The following is a 14,263-nucleotide window of genomic DNA, read 5'->3' as shown; positions in this document are numbered from 1 at the left end:
CAACATCGGGAATCATCCTTCCATTTTTTGATAGGGCCATCCGATGAATCGGCTTGATTCCATGTCCATCCTTGTCGCTGTAGTTGACTCGGGCAGTTTGTCGGCCGCCGCGCGGCGCCTCGGCATGCCGTTGGCAACGGTGAGCCGCAAGGTCGGAGAACTGGAATCGCATCTGAAGACGCGTCTTATCCAACGCACGACGCGGCAGCTTTCATTGACGGAAGCGGGCGCCTCGTATGTGGCGGCGTGCCGGCGCATCCTCGATGAGATTGCAGAAGCCGAGCGCGCGGCGACGGGGGAATACGCGTCCCCCAAGGGCGAACTCGTGGTCACGGCGCCCGTCGTGTTCGGCCGCTTGCACGTCGTGCCCGTGGTTGCGGAATTTCTCGCGCACTATCCGGAAATCGACGTGAGCCTCGTGCTCACGGATCGTGTCGTGCATCTGATGGAGGAGCAAGCAGACGTCGCCATCCGCATTGGAGAACTGCCCGATAGCACGCTCATGGCGACGAGAGTGGGAACTGTGCGCCGGGTCGTCTGCGCGAGTCCCGCGTATCTGGCAACGCATGGTGAGCCCATCAAACCGCGCGATCTCGCGGCGCACGAGTGCATTACCTTCGAGGTGCTTGCATCCACGCGTGCCTGGGTGTTTGGGTCCGGCAAGTCAGAGGTGTCCGTGCCCGTTCGTTCACGGCTTGCAGTCAATACTGCGGAAGCGGCGATCGCGGCGGCGATGCTTGGCGTTGGACTGGTACGTGTGTTGTCTTATCAGGTCGCGGACGCGATTCGTGACAACGCACTGAATGTCGTGCTCGACACGTTCGAGTCGGCGCCGTTGCCCATCAGTCTCGTGCATAAAGGACAGACGCCTCTGCCGCTCAAGTTGCGTGCTTTTCTCGACTTCGTGGCGCCACGTCTACGGACCCGTACATCGCGCATACTCGAAGACGCCACGACAAAATGATTGCTGCCGCGATATGACAGTTGTGTCGCTTGCAGATTGAGCGTTCAAGTGTGCTTGGGAAACGGCTTGCTCCAGAACTTCGACGCGGCCAGGCCGAAACGCCAGGGCAACGCGATTGCCTTGGTAATGCCGATACGTGGCCCCGACACGACCGGTGCCGGTTCTTGCGGCGCTTCGACGTGAAAAGGCGCTTCCAGTAACGACATGCCGTTGTGCCGGTGTGTGATGCCAAGTGCCTGTCCAACGCGGCCCGGTCCGGAACAGAGCAGGCGGATCGGTTCGAGCCCGCGCCGCTGGCGCATCGTGTCCAGTCCGGTCAACGGTTCGATCGCGCGGATCAGTACCCCGGCGCCGTGACCTTCTTCTCGGCACACGAAATTGAGGCACCAATGAATGCCGTACGACCGGTACACGTAGACGTGTGCGGGCGGCCCGAAAAGTACGGTGTTGCGCGTCGTCGGCCCGCAGAAAGCATGCGACGCTGGTTCCTCGGGATCGTAAGCCTCCGTCTCGACGATACGGCCGCCTACGCCGTCCACCGTCAAGATCGCGCCAATCAGCCGCTGTGCTACCAGCGCCGCGGGCGCTGAAAAATCGATTGATTCGACATTGGAGGAAGGGCGCAAGGTCACGATGGGTAACGATTCTGCTGCAAACATATGCAGCCACTCAGATCAATTCGCGGTAAAGAAAGCTTGCTCATGTCATAGCTTGCCCGTTGAATGCGGCATCGTACGGACGGAGTATTCACTACCGGGACTGATGTTTAAAGACGTGAACGGAAAAGACAGGTTTCGCGTTGCTCAATAGTCTCGCCCGATATGATGCGCGGGCACACTTGAGAGTGCCGGCGGAAACGCCTTGAAGCGACGCGAGAAAGGCGCTCGTGCTACTCTCGTTTCATTCTACCTAACCGCATCGGGATAGCTGCGGTAGGTGCGCAAGCGCCCCGGGGCTCATCAAGGAAGTCGACAAATGTCTCATCCTGCTCTGACCAAGGGAGCCGTTGCCGTCATCACTGGCGGCGCGGCCGGTATCGGCCTGGCTGCGGCAAAGCGGTTTGCCGAGCTCGGACTTCGTATCTGCATTGCAGACCGCGATGCCGATCGAATTGCGTATGCCGTGGAAGAAATCGCCAGGTTGAGCGCGAGCGGCGCGCGGGACGTCTTTGGACTCGAAACCGATGTCAGTGCCATTGACGATGTCCGCCGTCTGCACTCAGCCGTGGTCGAAAGATTTGGCGGCACCGACGTCCTGATGAACAATGCCGGCGTTCAACCGGGCAGCGGTATGTTCGGTCCCGCCGAGAACTGGATGCGCGTGCTGGGCGTGAATTTGTGGGGCCCAATCCACGGCACGCAGGTTTTCGTACCAGACATGATCACGCGCGGTCGACCAGGGCTTGTCATCAATACGGGTTCAAAGCAAGGCATTACGACACCGCCTGGGGACCCGGCGTATAACGTGTCGAAAGCCGGATTGAAGGCGTTCACGGAGGCGCTCCAACACGAACTCCGTAACACCCCCGGGTGCAACATAAGCGCACATTTGCTCATTCCCGGCTTCGTGTTCACGGAGTTGACTCGCAAAAACCGGACGGAAAAACCCACCGGGGCATGGACACCTGAGCAGACCGTCGAGTTCATGCTCGAGCGCCTCAGCGCTGGCGACTTCTACATCCTGTGTCCGGATAACGACGTGCCGCGCTCGCTCGACGAGCGCCGCATGTTATGGGCCATAGGGGATATCGTAGAAAACAGGCCTGCCTTGTCTCGTTGGCATCCGGATTACGCGGCGGCGTTCGAAGCGTTTATCGAACAGCCTCGCTAGTTGGAGCGGACTGCACGCGCTGTACATATTTGCCCGTCGCTCTGTCGCTCGTGGCTGCCGGGTCGTCATGCGTGTGGTTAAACCGTCTGGAACCTGCAATTGACGAGTCAAACGCCTACTACGTAAAACGTTGGTTGAACCGGTGCAATCGGCCAGTTTCCGCAATTCGCGACCGTCCGCTATCGAGCCGACATTGATGCGGGAAAACGATTCTGGCCAGGCTGCGGTTCGTGCACTAGCCTTTTGCGTACAGAAGGCGCTTCACTTCCATAGTCCGCTCTTGTGCGGTGCTCGTCGAGCCTGGCGCCAACGGCTCTGATTTGCGGTCGTCATCCGCGACAGCTGAACAGCCATTGAAGCGGCCCACGCCCAGGAAATGGAACCGGCAATGCGGTCACGCGCAGAGGCCGCACAGACCCAATATCACCATTTCAGGCGCGGAAGAGCGACCGATGTACAGAACAGCCGCTGGAGATACTGCTATGAACGGTAAAGCTCTCGTTACCAGCATATTGCTACTGGTTGGATTATTCTGCGCCGCGTCGCCTGCATTTTCTCAGGCATCTCCCCCGACGTCCGAGACAGCAAAGCAAACCGAAGCATTGGTCGACAAAGCCGCGGCGTTGATCGGAAGTAAAGGCAAGGTCGCGTTTTCCGAGTTCAGAATCAAAGGCAGCGAGTGGTTCCACGGCGACACCTATCTGTTCGTTTACGATCTGAAGGAAAACGTCTTGTTAAATCCCGCCTTCCCAGCCCGTGAGGGGACCAACGTCAGCGGTCAGAAAGATACCAACGGCAAGCCGTTTCATGACGCCATGATCCAGACAGTCGAAACGAAGGGATCGGGCTGGGTTGACTACATGTTCCTGAGACCGGGGCAGAGTCAGCCATCGCATAAATGGACCTATGTGAAGGCAGTCAAGATCGACGGAGTGCCAGGCCTGGTGGGTTCGGGCTTCTATTCGGAGTAGGTTCTGGCTCGCCTTGGTTGACTTTCAACATGTCGCTGATGTACAGCGTCGGGCGGCTATGGCCAATTGCGGGGGGCAGCAGTCGGCCAGGGGACGGTCGATGCTGTCGCTTCGAACGCCCCCTCGTTGCCTCAAGGCTGACCTTCACGGTTAGCGCCATCCCGATGGAACAGGCCGGGACGCGCCCGGCCTGTTGTCGTTGTGGTGTTGGTGTGCAAAGCGTTGCTTGAAGACTGCGGAGGCGCTGCGCCTTAGATCACGCTGCTGCGTTGATGAGTCCAAGTTGTTGCAGCGCTGTCACGCCGTCGTCCAGCCCGATTTCTTCAACTATCTTGCCGTCTTTGAGCCGAAGCACGGTTGTGCCGGTAAAGTGCATTTTCCGACCGGTCGCAGCAGGCAACGATCCGATGAGGAAATCGCTGAATGCCGGACCGGTATGTGTGCCGCCACCCTCCCAGCGGCCAACTACATAGTCTCCCTCGGCGATGAGATCGGCGGCGCCCCAGAAGTTGAGGTCCGGGAAAGCTTCGCGGAATCCGGTCATGAATGCCTTGATGTCCTCGTGGCCACGCCGCGGTTCGTGCAGTGAGTATTGAAGAAGCATGTCGGGCGCGGCGAGTTCATCGACGATGTCGAGATTGCATGTCTTGCCCCAAAAATCGGTGAACCAGCGGCCCACGACGGCCTTGTTGTCATCTTCCTTCGACATGGTGATTCCTCATTGACTGAAGTTGGGAGAGAGAAACGCAATCGCTTCCCTCTGCCTGAACGATATTGGCGTAAGCAGTCGGCTGCCCCCCGTTTCTTGCTGCAACACTCGTCAAACCGACGCGCGGCTTATGGCGACGCGGTTCTTCACGCGTGTTGTTTCGGCTGATGTGGATTACGCCGGAGTATGCAAGGACGACAAGCGGCATAGCAGTTCGCGTTACGCGTTACTTTGTGTTCACAGCAATCAGGCAGCAAGAATCGGGGTTTCTGCGCCGAGCCACTGCCATATCGTGTCCATGCGATCGCACAGCAGACGAGGTCGTCGGACGAAGAATGGTGCGCTCGAATCGCGTGTATCTTGCGGGCGCCCGGTCGTCAATTCGGTCATCGGCGTAGGGCTCGCCTGTCCTTCATTGACTGGAGTCCGATCATGTTGCCGTTTCTCTCGCTTCACGCGCTCGCAGCCCAACGCGGCGATGGACTGCGCCCTGAACTTAAAGCCTTGTTCGAACACCATGCCAGAATGGCGACTGGTCTCGCCGCTACCATCGAGCCTGTCGAAACAGAGTCGCTTTCCCAGGTGGCAGACGCCGTCGCCGACGTTCCTGTGACGGAGTGCGGGGCCAATGGGTCGTCGGCGAGCATCTCACGTTGTCGCGGAGGCAGACAGTAAGGCGAGCATTGAGCGACTCAAAGGGAGTCGCCTGCTGCCGGTCGCGGCCGTGCGAGTATCGGGTAGTCCGTGCCGTTCGCATGAGGCAGTGATTGGCCATGGCCGGTCATCGGATCGATTGAAAGGGCGGTCACTCGAATAGCTGCTTTATGTCGGCTGCGGTAGTTCGAGGCTCGATGGCCCAGTAGTTTGTCTCAACGTCGTACGGAAAATGAAAAACAGGAAGTGTGGCGGCACGCCCAGTCACCATGCAGGAATGCCTACACTGCCATGAACTCTTCTACCCCGAGGATGAGGAGATTCAAGTCCGGCTCGGGCAAAAGGACAGACCGGTCGACGTGACCGCGTATTCCAGTGCGCCCATCGCGTTCGACGATGAACGCGATGGACAGAGTGGTTTCGCGACACCGGCCAAGCGGATTGAAACGCTCTGACCTGACGTAGCACCTCTCAAACAAGCAAGGTTTCCTTGCCTGTTTTTCTTTTGATTAGCCCACGTGTGCAACACCTCGTGTCGTGCGAACCTTGGGCGGGCGGTCGCGCAGCAGCAGGGGCATCAAACGCCGGTTGGCTGTCTGCGCCGCCCACTCGCAATACGCGGCGCTGCCGAGCACCCAGCCCTTGAGCGTCGACTCCATCAGGTTGTTGACCTCGAGTTCGTCAAGGGGCTGTGCGCTCAAATCGCGGTAGGCCTGGTGGCGCTCGAGCGGTGTATTGCCGAGCGACCGGTAGAGCGGATGGTCCTTGATGAAGCTATCGGCACGCAGCCCGATGTGATGCGTGTAGCTCGACCACCGGTAGTTTCCCGGCTCTGCCACAAGGCGGTTGCGCGCCGGCGCATGATCAATGACCTGGCTCGCGAACAGAAAATACCGGTCGGGCTCAATCACTGTTGCGCAGTAACCGCCTCGCCACACCGTACCGCGGCGTCCGTGGCGGCGGTTGAAGGTCTCGACATAGCGGCGGCCGACCGCCTGCATCGCCATGGCCACGCTCGATTCGTATGAAGGCGTGACGAGGAACTGTACCGCGTCAGGCATGAGCACCCACGCATGGATTGCCAGATCGGCGACGCGCGCTGCGTCTGCCAGGCAGGCGAGGAAGTACAGGTAGTCTCCTTCGTCCAGGAAAGCGGGCCCCGTGAGCCCCTGCAAGATAACGTGCTGCGGTTGTTCTGGGACGTAGTGCCGTGCAAGCCGTGTCATGCTGAATTAACCGGAAATCCGATGTGAGAAAGCGATCCGACAGGTATCGGACGCGTGACGATACGTAACAAATTCTATCGGGCATGTGCGCGCGGTTACATCGCGAACAGGCCTTTTTTCTGGCCTCTTTTCGTTGATTTACCGATCGCAACCGGCATCTCTTTTATGCCACCGCTGAATAGCGGCGCCGCGCTACACACCCCCACTGCATGCGCGCCATCTGGCACCAATACGTCTGCGGCACGACGGTACAGCGGTCGATGCGTCCCTAGTTCTCCATTCGCATCCCACCTGAACCGGCAAAGCCGAGCATAATGACGTTCGCGAATTTGATCGGTAGGTATCCGAACGATAACGATCACCTCCAATCCGAGACCCTTCCAATGATGTGAATTCCCGGATTGGCAATGATCAGTCGTTCGCAAGTCGTCACCGAGACCACCCATTCGACGGTATTGACCTGCGCAGCCAACAGACGGTAGGATTGTTGACATGTCTAGTCACGCCAAACTCCTCGCTTTGCTGATCCGTGCATGTTGTCAGAACGTGCCGGGGGGAGGCTGCGTCTAGCGATCTAGCTATACGTTGAAGCCAACGCCTTCTGGCCGCCCGTTGCAAAACCGGCGGCCTTTCTGTTTTCTGGCCGTATGCCTTCGGGATGGAGAGACTCGATGCCGCTTGCGCTGTATGACACCTGGTCGCGTACCGTGCGCCCGTTCACGCCAATCCACGCCGGTCGGGCCGGCATGTATTGCTGCGGACCCACCGTCTATGACTATGCGCACATCGGGAATCTCAGAACCTACGTGTTCGAGGACATCCTGCGCCGCGTACTGATGCGTAACGGCTTCGAGGTCCGGCACGTCGTCAATATCACTGACGTCGGCCATCTGACTTCTGATGCCGACGAAGGCGAAGACAAGATGGAGACAGGCAGCCAGCGAACCGGGCAATCAGCGTGGGCGATTGCTCGACGCTACACCGACGCCTTCGTCGCGGACTGGCACGCCCTCCACCTGCTGGAGCCCACGGTTTGGTGCCGTGCGACCGATCACATCACCGAACAGATCGCGTTCATTGGCGAGCTCGAACGAGCTGGCTACGTGTATCGGACGGGCGACGGTCTCTACTTCGACACCAGTAAGCAGGACAATTATGGCTATCTCGCGCGGCTAGACCGCGCAGGTTTGCACGCGGGGAAGCGGGTCGCGCTCGGCGCGAAGAAGAACGTCACCGACTTTGCCTTGTGGAAATTCAGTCCGCCCGAAGTCAGCCGGCAGATGGAATGGGAGAGCCCGTGGGGTCGCGGCTTTCCCGGTTGGCATATCGAGTGCTCGGCCATGTCTGCGAAATACCTCGGCACATGGTTTGATATCCATTGCGGCGGCGAAGACCATATCGCCGTGCATCACAACAACGAAATTGCGCAGACGGAAGCGGCATACGGCACGCGGCTTGCGAATTTCTGGATGCACGGACATTTTCTGACGCTCGATACGAACACGAAGATGTCAAAGTCGAGCGGGCATTTCATTCGTCTTCAGACCTTGCAGCGTCGAAGCATCGATCCGCTCGCCTACCGTTATCTGTGCCTGACAGCCCATTACCGGAGCAATCTGCGCTTCAACTGGGCGTCTCTCGATGGCGCACAGACGGCATTGAACCGGCTGCGCCATCTCTATTCGACCTGGCCGGACGCAGGTCGCGTCCATCCGGAATTCGCCGCCCGCTTCGACGCGGAGGTGAACGAGGACCTGAATCTGCCGAGGGCGCTTGCCGTACTTTGGGAGCTAACCAGGAGTAACCTGCCACCCGCGACTCTGAGAGCAACCGTGGACAGTTTTGATACTGTGCTTGGTCTCGGTTTGCGCGAATGGAAACCTGTTGTGTCTGATATTCCGGAAGACATTCGCGTGTTACTCAGCGAACGCGAGCGGGCCAGATCTGGACGGGATTGGGAAAGAGCCGATCACATACGGGCAGCGTTAAGCGCGCGAGGCTGGAGAGTCGAGGACAGCAAAGAAGGTCAACGCCTGGTCGAAATCACTAGTGATCAGACACATGTTGGGGGCGGTTAATCACTGCATTGGCGGTGAACTGAATGCGTTCGTCATCCGTTTCCGGCAAAGGCGCGTCATTGCGTCCTGAGGTGCAGATCGTTGCTCAGGGATTGCACCCCCGGCACGCCGCGCGTCACGGCAAGCGCTTTCTGAATCTGCACTTCTGAATCCACGTAGCCTGACAACTGCACGACGCCTCGATACGTCGCGACGCTGATCGGCAACGATCTCAACCCCGCGTCCGCGACGAGCGCCTGCTTCACCCGGGCGGCGAGTGCAGCGTCGTCAGTGGCGATCTGCCCCGGTGCGGTCACGGCCGGCGTGGCCGACGACTGACAGCCGTTGATGAACACGGACGCGGACAACGCGAACGCCGTGACGATCAGCAACCGGCCTTTGCCGTATCGCGCGTTTCGCATGTCGGCTATGACTGCCTGATTCGTGCACGACGAACGTCGTGCGGGTTGGCTTCGCAGGTACACATGTGCGCCCTCCTGAGTCCACCATGATAGTGCAGAGTGGCGGACTTTGACTGAGCCGACCCGGCCGGGTCTGTTCATGCCGGCGGCAACCCGATCCGCGATGAAGCACTAGCTATAATGCAACAGCGACTCGTTACTATGTCCCGAATAGCCCGCGCGAGGCGGTACTGGGAGGTAATGCTTCATGGTCATACCAACGCACGCCCCCCGCGTGCAGTCAACCGTGGCGCAGACATTCGGCCGTTTCCGCGCCGGCCTCGAATATGACGCGCTGCCACCCGTCGTGGCCGAGCGCGCCAAGCATTTTTCATTGACTACATTGCCATCGCGCTGCACGGTTCCACTCTGGATTCGAGCCGACCAGTTCGCATGCTGGCTACCGCACGGCCGATCCCCGGTGGCGCAACGCTGCACGGCCGGTCCGACCCGGTACACGCGGCCTGGGCCGCACTGGCCAACGGAATGGCCGCGCACAGCATGGAGCTGGACGACACATTTCTTCTCGGCTCAATCCATGGCGAGTCGTTGCGGGTATTGACGGGTCATCCACGTGCGTTCGTTTTCTAGCAAAAGGAGAAATGATGGAATGCATCGAGATATACACCAGCGGCGACGGACACTCGCTATTCAGGCACATCAAGGCTTTTGAGGTTAGCCCAGTGTCTTTCATGGGCATTACCGTGTCGCTGTCTTCGCCGCAAGCGTGCGAGAGCGTACTCTTGCACGAGTTCGACAGTGACTATTTCCTCGGTTGGCACAATCCACCGTCCAGGCAATATGTGGTTGTGCTCGCAGGGGAGCTCGAAATTGTTGTGGGGAGCAGTGACGGTGCGCAACGCTTCGCGGCGGGCGCCGTTTTCATTGCAGGTGATTTGCACGGTAAAGGCCATACGACGCGCGCGATCCAGGCAGGCCGCGCACTAGTCGTCAATTTGCGAGGATGAGGCAATGCTACTCAAGCGTGCTTTGGCTGTGGTGACAGGTGGCAGCAGTGGCATTGGCTTCGCAACCGCCGAACGATTCGTATCCGAGGGCGCGCGCGTGGTGATCAGCGGGCGTAATGCGGACAAACTAGCCCAGGCTGCGAAGAAGCTCGGTGAGAACGCTTTGGCTGTCGTCGCAGACGCCGCAAGCCCGAAAGACATGCAAAGGCTATACGAGAGCGCAGTTCGCCATTTTCAATGCGATGTAAACGTGGTGGTCGCGAATGCCGGCATTTCCCGGCAAACACCCGTGCGCGAGACGACGTGGGAGCAATTCTCCGACGTGCTCAACGTCAATGTTGGCGCAGTCTACGCGACTGTACGCGAGTCGCTGCCGTTTCTCGCTCGACCTGCATCGATCATCCTTGTTGCGTCGCTTGCGGCCAATCAGGGCACGAAGCATTTCTCTGCGTATTGTGCGTCGAAAGCAGCGGTGGTTTCGCTCGCCAAGAGCTTTGCCGCCGAGTTCGTCGAGCACGACATACGCGTCAACAGCATTTCACCCGGGGTTGCGGATACGCCGATCTTCGATACATTGGGAATATCCAACGCACAACTGCTGCAATGGTCGAATGTCATTCCGATGAAGCGGCCGGCCAAGCCCGATGAAATTGCTGCAGCCATCCTCTTTCTCGCGTCGGATGCATCGCGGTATATGACGGGCGCCGATCTGGCAGTAGACGGGGGTATGTCAGGGATCAGCCCATTTTGATGGTGCATTGAAGCGACAAACGCGGAGCAGCGCGCGACGGTAGGAACGAACACTCGCTCGAAACCTTACTGGGTAAGCCTTTCAGGCTTGCTCGGAAGAATCATATAGCGATACAGCATGCTTCAACGCGGTCAACGACTCGACGCGGACTGCGACATGAACTCGAGCCACGGAAATAGAAGTTGAGTCGTTGGGCACGCAAGGAAGTGGCCACGTACCCTCCAAATACGCGATACGAGAAGCGACATATACTTTCGCCACTTGCTCAAGCACCAGACGAGAGGCGACCATGTTGCAAATGTCCCGCCGTCAGTTTCTGAAGGTGACGGCGAGCACGCTGGCCGGATCGAGTTTGGCCCTGATGGGCTTCTCGCCGGAACCCGCGCTCGCCGAAGTCCGACAGTACAAACTGGCTCGTACTACCGAAACGCGCAACACGTGTCCTTATTGCTCCGTCGGCTGCGGCATCCTGATGTACGGCCTCGGCGACGGCGCGAAGAACGCGACTGCCAGCATCATTCACATTGAAGGCGACCCGGACCACCCGGTCAATCGCGGCACGTTGTGCCCGAAAGGGGCGAGCCTGATCGACTTCATCCATAGCCCGAGCCGTCTGAAGTATCCCGAGTATCGTGCGGCCGGTTCCGATCGGTGGCAACGCATCTCGTGGGACGACGCGCTCGACCGCATCGCGAAGCTGATGAAGGAAGACCGCGACGCGAACTTCATCGAGAAGACGGAAGACGGCAAAACGGTCAACCGTTGGCTGACCACGGGCATGTTGGCGGCGTCGGCGGCCAGCAACGAGGTCGGCTATCTGACGCACAAGGCCATCCGCAGCATGGGGATGCTTGCGTTCGACAACCAGGCGCGTGTCTGACACGGCCCGACGGTGGCAGGTCTTGCCCCGACGTTTGGCCGTGGAGCGATGACGAACCATTGGGTCGACATCAAGAACGCGGACGTGATTCTGGTGATGGGCGGCAATGCGGCCGAGGCGCACCCGTGCGGTTTCAAATGGGTGACCGAGGCGAAGGCGCACAACAAGGCGAAGCTGATGGTCGTCGATCCGCGCTTTACGCGTACGGCGTCGATCGCGGACTTCTATGCGCCGATCCGCACGGGCACCGACATCGCGTTCCTTGGTGGCGTGATCAACTATCTGCTGACCAATGACAAGATCCAGCACGAGTACGTGAAGAATTACACGGACTTTGCGTTCATTGTCCGTGAAGACTTTACGTTCAACGACGGCATCTTCTCCGGCTACGACGCGAACGCCCACAAGTACCCAGACAAGACGACGTGGGACTACGAGCGCGGCGACGACGGTTATGCAAAGGTCGACATGACGCTGCAGCATCCGCGTTGTGTGTACAACCTGCTCAAGCAGCACTATTCCCGCTATACGCCGAAGATGGTCGAAAAGACCTGCGGCACGCCGAAGGAGAAGTTCCTGCACGTCTGCGAGACGCTCGCGACTACCTCAACGCCGGGCCGTGCTGGCACTATTCTTTACGCGCTCGGCTGGACGCAACACTCTGTCGGCGCGCAGATGATCCGCACGGGCGCGATGGTGCAACTGCTGCTGGGTAATATCGGCATCGCGGGCGGCGGAATGAACGCATTGCGCGGCCACTCGAACATCCAGGGCTTGACCGATCTCGGGCTGCTGTCGAACTCGCTGCCCGGCTATATGACGTTGCCGACCGAGCCGGAGCAGGATTTCGACGGCTATATCAAGAAGCGCGCAGCGCAACCGCTACGGCCGAACCAGCTGAGCTATTACAGGAACTACCGCGCGTTTTTCGTCAGCATGATGAAGTCATGGTGGGGCGCTGCCGCGACGGCCGATAACAACTGGGGCTACGACTACCTGCCGAAGCTCGACAAGCCGTACGACCTGATGCAGATGATCGAGCTGATGAATCAGGGCAAGGTCAATGGCTATATCTGCCAGGGCTTCAATCCGCTCGCGGCCGCGCCGAACAAGGCGAAGACGTCGGCGGGCCTCGCGAGGCTGAAGTGGCTCGTCATCATGGACCCGCTCGCGACGGAAACCTCGGAGTTCTGGAAGAACTACGGCGAATACAACGACGTCGATGCATCGAAGATCCAGACGGAAGTGTTCCGGCTGCCGACCAACTGCTTCGCGGAGGAACGCGGTTCGCTCGTCAGTTCGAGCCGCGTGCTGCAATGGCACTGGCAAGGCGCACAACCGCCCGATGAGGCGCGCAGCGATCTGGAAATCATGTCGGGTCTATTTCTGCGCATGCGCAAGGCGTATGTGGAGCAGGGCGGCAAGTATCCCGATCCGATCGTGAAGCTCGACTGGCCGTACGCAGACCCCGACAGCCCGACGCCCGAAGAGATCGCAATGGAGTACAACGGCCGCGCACTCGCCGACATCACGGACCCGAAAGGTGCATCCAGAGTATTGGTCAAGAAGGGCGATCAGCTGGCCGGCTTTGCGCAGCTGAAGGACGACGGCACGACGACGAGCGGCTGCTGGATCTTCTGCGGCGCATGGACCCAGAACGGGAACCAGATGGGCCGGCGCGACAATAGCGACCCGACGGGCATCGGCCAGACGCTGAACTGGGCATGGGCATGGCCTGCGAACCGGCGCGTGCTGTACAACCGCGCGTCGTGCGACCTGAGCGGCAAGCCGTTCGACCCGAAGCGCAAGCTGATTGCATGGAACGGCACGAGCTGGAGCGGGCCCGACATCCCCGACTTCAAGATCGACGAGCCGCCCGAGAACGGCATGAATCCGTTCATCATGAACGCGGAGGGCGTCGCGCGGTTCTTCGCACGCGATGCGATGAACGAAGGGCCGTTCCCCGAGCACTACGAGCCGTTCGAGACACCGCTCGGCTACAACACCTTCCATCCGAACAATCCACTGGCGACGAGTAACCCGGCTGCGCGCGTATTTCCCGACGATCGTGCGGCGCTTGGCAAGTCACCGGAATTCCCGCATACGGGCACTACCTATCGTCTGACCGAACACTTCCACTTCTGGACCAAGCACGCACGTTTGAATTCGATCGTGCAGCCGCAGCAGTTCGTGGAGATCGGCGAGGACCTGGCGAAAGAAATTGGTGTTGTCGCCGGGGATCGCGTAAAGGTGTCGAGCAAGCGCGGATACATCGTGGCAGTCGCGGTCGTGACGAAACGGATCAAGCCATTGATGATCGATGGCAAGAAGGTGCAGACGGTCGGCATTCCGCTGCATTGGGGCTTCAAGGGGCTCACGAAGCCTGGCTATATCACCAACACATTGACGCCTGCCGTGGGCGACGGAAATTCGCAGACGCCGGAATCGAAGTCGTTCCTCGTGAAAATCGAGAAGGCATAGGGAGGCGTCATGGCATTTCAATCGCTCGATATCAAACGCCTCTCCGCCACGACCGTGCAGCCGACGTCGGTGCGCGAGCCGGTGACGGGCACGGTCGCGAAACTCATCGACGTGACCAAGTGCATCGGCTGCAAGGCGTGCCAGACAGCGTGCATGGAGTGGAACGACCTGCGCGACGAGGTCGGCATCACGACGGGCGTCTACGACAACCCGCGCGATCTCACCGAGCATTCGTGGACGGTGATGCGCTTCACCGAGTACGAGAACCCGAAAGGCGATCTCGAATGGCTGATCCGCAAGGACGGCTGCAT

12 protein-coding genes and 1 pseudogene are annotated in these 14,263 nt (G+C 59.5%); 9 read left to right on the top strand and 4 right to left on the bottom strand.

The window, feature by feature from the left end; all coding sequences use genetic code 11:
- Positions 1-43: 43 nt before the first annotated feature.
- Complete coding sequence (locus SB822_RS14185; RefSeq protein ID WP_097220776.1) at positions 44-964, top strand: LysR family transcriptional regulator; 921 nt, start codon at positions 44-46, stop codon at positions 962-964.
- Between the two features lie 44 nt (positions 965-1,008).
- Here SB822_RS14185 and SB822_RS14180 read toward each other — a convergent pair whose 3' ends face one another.
- A complete protein-coding gene (locus SB822_RS14180) occupies positions 1,009-1,623 on the bottom strand; it encodes a DNA-3-methyladenine glycosylase (protein ID WP_410854969.1) in 615 nt (204 codons plus the stop codon).
- 316 nt (positions 1,624-1,939) lie between these two features.
- Here SB822_RS14180 and SB822_RS14175 point away from each other — a divergent pair, with 316 nt between their 5' ends.
- Positions 1,940-2,794 (top strand): SDR family NAD(P)-dependent oxidoreductase, encoded by an 855-nt coding sequence (locus tag SB822_RS14175; RefSeq protein ID WP_007732225.1) that lies wholly within the window; start codon positions 1,940-1,942, stop codon positions 2,792-2,794.
- A 482-nt stretch (positions 2,795-3,276) separates the two neighbouring features.
- Positions 3,277-3,765, top strand: coding sequence for a cache domain-containing protein (locus SB822_RS14170; protein WP_007732227.1), 489 nt, complete (start codon positions 3,277-3,279; stop codon positions 3,763-3,765).
- A 256-nt stretch (positions 3,766-4,021) separates the two neighbouring features.
- On the opposite strand, the gene SB822_RS14165 is transcribed toward SB822_RS14170, so the two are convergent.
- Together SB822_RS14165 and SB822_RS14160 are read right to left on the bottom strand one after the other, a co-directional pair.
- Positions 4,022-4,474, bottom strand: a complete 453-nt coding sequence (locus SB822_RS14165; protein WP_007732229.1) for an ester cyclase — start codon at positions 4,472-4,474, stop codon at positions 4,022-4,024.
- A 1,163-nt stretch (positions 4,475-5,637) separates the two neighbouring features.
- On the bottom strand, positions 5,638-6,354 hold the full coding sequence (locus tag SB822_RS14160) for a transposase (RefSeq protein WP_410854968.1): 717 nt from the start codon (positions 6,352-6,354) through the stop codon (positions 5,638-5,640).
- Between the two features lie 671 nt (positions 6,355-7,025).
- Between SB822_RS14160 and cysS the strand changes: the two genes are divergently transcribed.
- Positions 7,026-8,432: a cysteine--tRNA ligase gene (gene cysS, locus SB822_RS14155; RefSeq protein ID WP_410854967.1), complete on the top strand. Its 1,407-nt coding sequence runs from the start codon at positions 7,026-7,028 to the stop codon at positions 8,430-8,432.
- Positions 8,433-8,488: 56 nt separating this feature from the next.
- Here the strand turns inward: cysS and SB822_RS14150 are convergent, their stop codons facing one another.
- The gene (locus tag SB822_RS14150; RefSeq protein WP_035540349.1) at positions 8,489-8,833 is read right to left on the bottom strand and encodes a BON domain-containing protein; all 345 of its coding nucleotides are present in this window, start codon (positions 8,831-8,833) and stop codon (positions 8,489-8,491) included.
- Positions 8,834-9,205: 372 nt separating this feature from the next.
- Here SB822_RS14150 and SB822_RS14145 point away from each other — a divergent pair, with 372 nt between their 5' ends.
- From SB822_RS14145 to SB822_RS14125, 5 genes and pseudogenes are all read left to right on the top strand, one after another.
- On the top strand, positions 9,206-9,463 hold the full coding sequence (locus SB822_RS14145) for an MmgE/PrpD family protein (protein ID WP_410855080.1): 258 nt from the start codon (positions 9,206-9,208) through the stop codon (positions 9,461-9,463).
- Between the two features lie 14 nt (positions 9,464-9,477).
- Entirely contained in the window at positions 9,478-9,840 is a 363-nt protein-coding gene (locus tag SB822_RS14140) for a hypothetical protein (protein WP_410855079.1), read from the top strand.
- Between the two features lie 4 nt (positions 9,841-9,844).
- Positions 9,845-10,591 (top strand): SDR family NAD(P)-dependent oxidoreductase, encoded by a 747-nt coding sequence (locus SB822_RS14135; protein ID WP_410854966.1) that lies wholly within the window; start codon positions 9,845-9,847, stop codon positions 10,589-10,591.
- A 289-nt stretch (positions 10,592-10,880) separates the two neighbouring features.
- On the top strand, positions 10,881-13,952 hold the full coding sequence (fdnG, locus tag SB822_RS14130; RefSeq protein WP_410854965.1) for a formate dehydrogenase-N subunit alpha: 3,072 nt from the start codon (positions 10,881-10,883) through the stop codon (positions 13,950-13,952).
- 9 nt (positions 13,953-13,961) lie between these two features.
- Positions 13,962-14,263, top strand: a pseudogene (locus SB822_RS14125) (formate dehydrogenase subunit beta); the annotation flags it as partial.

The sequence above is a fragment of the Paraburkholderia sp. SIMBA_054 genome, assembly GCF_046534875.1.
Taxonomy (GTDB): Bacteria; Pseudomonadota; Gammaproteobacteria; order Burkholderiales; family Burkholderiaceae; genus Paraburkholderia; species Paraburkholderia hospita.
This window is presented reverse-complemented; position numbering and strand designations above follow the sequence as displayed.

Coding starts and splice junctions, on each gene's coding strand:
- SB822_RS14185 (WP_097220776.1), top strand. CDS start 44: ATGAATCGGCTTGATTCCATGTCCATCCTTGTCGCTGTAGTTGACTCG.
- SB822_RS14180 (WP_410854969.1), bottom strand. CDS start 1,623: ATGTTTGCAGCAGAATCGTTACCCATCGTGACCTTGCGCCCTTCCTCC.
- SB822_RS14175 (WP_007732225.1), top strand. CDS start 1,940: ATGTCTCATCCTGCTCTGACCAAGGGAGCCGTTGCCGTCATCACTGGC.
- SB822_RS14170 (WP_007732227.1), top strand. CDS start 3,277: ATGAACGGTAAAGCTCTCGTTACCAGCATATTGCTACTGGTTGGATTA.
- SB822_RS14165 (WP_007732229.1), bottom strand. CDS start 4,474: ATGTCGAAGGAAGATGACAACAAGGCCGTCGTGGGCCGCTGGTTCACC.
- SB822_RS14160 (WP_410854968.1), bottom strand. CDS start 6,354: ATGACACGGCTTGCACGGCACTACGTCCCAGAACAACCGCAGCACGTT.
- cysS (WP_410854967.1), top strand. CDS start 7,026: ATGCCGCTTGCGCTGTATGACACCTGGTCGCGTACCGTGCGCCCGTTC.
- SB822_RS14150 (WP_035540349.1), bottom strand. CDS start 8,833: ATGCGAAACGCGCGATACGGCAAAGGCCGGTTGCTGATCGTCACGGCG.
- SB822_RS14140 (WP_410855079.1), top strand. CDS start 9,478: ATGGAATGCATCGAGATATACACCAGCGGCGACGGACACTCGCTATTC.
- SB822_RS14135 (WP_410854966.1), top strand. CDS start 9,845: ATGCTACTCAAGCGTGCTTTGGCTGTGGTGACAGGTGGCAGCAGTGGC.